Source organism: Pedobacter sp. 01T416_2, assembly GCF_056398925.1.
On the sequence record NZ_JBFTQI010000901.1, the window covers coordinates 1 to 2,217 of the forward strand.

At 37.3% G+C, this 2,217-nt stretch carries 3 protein-coding genes; all 3 read left to right on the forward strand.

The window, feature by feature from the left end:
* On the forward strand, positions 1 to 165 hold a 165-nt coding region (locus tag AC1DPQ_RS25610; RefSeq protein ID WP_477611295.1), incomplete at its 5' end, for a D-aminoacyl-tRNA deacylase.
* 90 nt (positions 166 to 255) lie between these two features.
* A complete protein-coding gene (locus AC1DPQ_RS25615; RefSeq protein ID WP_477578195.1) occupies positions 256 to 1,797 on the forward strand; it encodes a glycosyltransferase family 39 protein in 1,542 nt (513 codons plus the stop codon).
* Positions 1,787 to 2,113: a nucleotide pyrophosphohydrolase gene (locus tag AC1DPQ_RS25620; RefSeq protein WP_230144398.1), complete on the forward strand. Its 327-nt coding sequence runs from the start codon at positions 1,787 to 1,789 to the stop codon at positions 2,111 to 2,113. The genes AC1DPQ_RS25615 and AC1DPQ_RS25620 overlap by 11 nt, the downstream gene beginning before the upstream one ends.
* Positions 2,114 to 2,217 lie beyond the last annotated feature (104 nt).

Here is a 2,217-nt window from a genome sequence, read left to right on the forward strand (position 1 = left end):
GACCGACCAGATGTGGCGATTCCACTTTACGAGAAAATGATTGAAAAGCTATCGGCTTTATTGGGTAAAAAAGTAAAAACCGGAATTTTTGGTGCTGATATGAAAATCGCACTTTTAAACGATGGACCAGTTACAATTTTGATTGATACAAAAGATAAGGAATAATTAAATTTAAACAATAGCGGCGTAACTTATTAAGTCTTTTTTTGTCAAAAAACAATATTAATTTATTTCCAAAATTTAACCTAAGCTAATATGAAGGGTAAAAATCCGAACCAGCTAGCGGAGTACAGTTGTCTTGTGTTTTTTCTGATTTTAAAGTTAGTGTTATCTTTTGTATTGGTCAATTCAGTTTACGAATTGCACCGTGATGAATTTCTGCATTTAGATCAGGCAAACCACCTCGCTGCGGGTTTCACCTCTGTTCCGCCGTTAACCTCGCTATTTTCATGGCTTATTAAAGCTTTTGGCAATGGATATTTCGTGGTAAAGCTTGTTCCTGCGTTATTAGGCGCCTTCACCATATTGTACTGCTGGAAAATTGTCGGTTTTTTAAAGGGTAACTTACTGGCCAAATGCCTGGTTGCTGTAGCTTGCCTGTGTTCTGCCATGCTTAGGCTAAATACCCTTTACCAGCCCAATTCTTTCGATGTTTTGGCGTGGACAGCTATATTCTATTATCTGTTAAAATATTTCGATAAAAACGAAGCCAGATACCTGTATGCCTTTGCCATTTTTGTCGCTTTAGGTTTTTTAAATAAATACAACATCCTTTTTCTCATAATTGGTTTACTACCAGCTATACTCATTACATCAAAACGAAAAATATTTACCGATAAACATCTTTATCTGGCCATTTTACTGGCGCTTTTAATCATTTCGCCCAATGTAATCTGGCAGATTAACAATCACTTTCCGGTGCTCGCCCACATGAAACTTTTACAGGCAACTCAATTGGTTCATGTAAACCGGATTGATTTTTTTATCGGACAGTTCCTCTTTTTTATCAATTCGATCTTTATTCTTTTAGCAGGCATTGGCAGCCTGATTTTTTATAAGGATTTCAGCAAATACAGATGGATTATTCTCTCCTACCTGTTTACACTTATTGTATTTAGCTATTTTAAGGCAAAAGATTATTATGCATTAGGCTTATATCCGGTTTTACTGGCTTTTGGTGCGCATTATTTAAGTCGGGTTTTAGCAAAGAAATATGTACTAACGGGATTACTGTTTGCTTTTAATATTGGCTCATTCATTTATTTGATACCGCTTATTATGCCAGTTTATAGTCCTGATGAAATTGTAGCACATCATAAGAGATTTGAACGGGTAGGTGCCTTGCGATGGGAAGACGGGAGAAACCACCAGCTGCCACAAGATTATGCCGATATGCAGGGCTGGAAAGAATTGGCAACACTTGTTGATGTTGCTTACGGGAAGGTTAAAGATAAATCTACCGTATTGGTACGTGCCGATAATTATGGCCAAGCAGGTGCGATTAACTATTATTCAAAATATAAAAATATAAATGCGGTATCGTACAATGCCGATTATCTTTATTGGTTTAAAATGGATAAACCGATCAAGGATTTAATTATGATCACCGAATGGAACGATGAAGATCCTCAGCGTAAGAGAGAGCAGCCATTTTTTGTCAAGATTACCAAAATTGGGGAAATAAAAACACCTTATGTGAGAGAAGAAGGTGCAGGTGTGTTTTTGCTCGAAGGTGCCAATATCAAAGTGAGCAGCATTATAAAATCAGAAATAGAAGAAGAAAAACATGACCATTAACGAAGCACAGGAAACCGTAGACCATTGGATTAAAACCACAGGCATCCGCTATTTTAACGAACTCACTAATACCGCCATTTTGATGGAAGAGGTTGGAGAAGTAGCCCGTATTATGGCCCGTAAATACGGCGAGCAGTCATTTAAAAAAAGCGACGAAGAGGTAAACCTCGCCGATGAAATGGCCGACGTGATGTTCGTTTTAATCTGTCTGGCTAATCAAACAGGCATAAACCTTACCGATGCTTTAGAAAAGAACCTTGAAAAAAAGAGCATCCGCGATGCAGATAGGCACAAGAATAATGAGAAGCTTAAGTGAATTATTGAGTGATTGATTAGAAAAGAACCTTGAAAAAAAGAGCATCCGCGATGCAGATAGGCACAAGAATAATGAGAAGCTTAAGTGAATTATTGAGTGATTGA

Coding starts and splice junctions, on each gene's coding strand:
- AC1DPQ_RS25615 (WP_477578195.1), top strand. CDS start 256: ATGAAGGGTAAAAATCCGAACCAGCTAGCGGAGTACAGTTGTCTTGTG.
- AC1DPQ_RS25620 (WP_230144398.1), top strand. CDS start 1,787: ATGACCATTAACGAAGCACAGGAAACCGTAGACCATTGGATTAAAACC.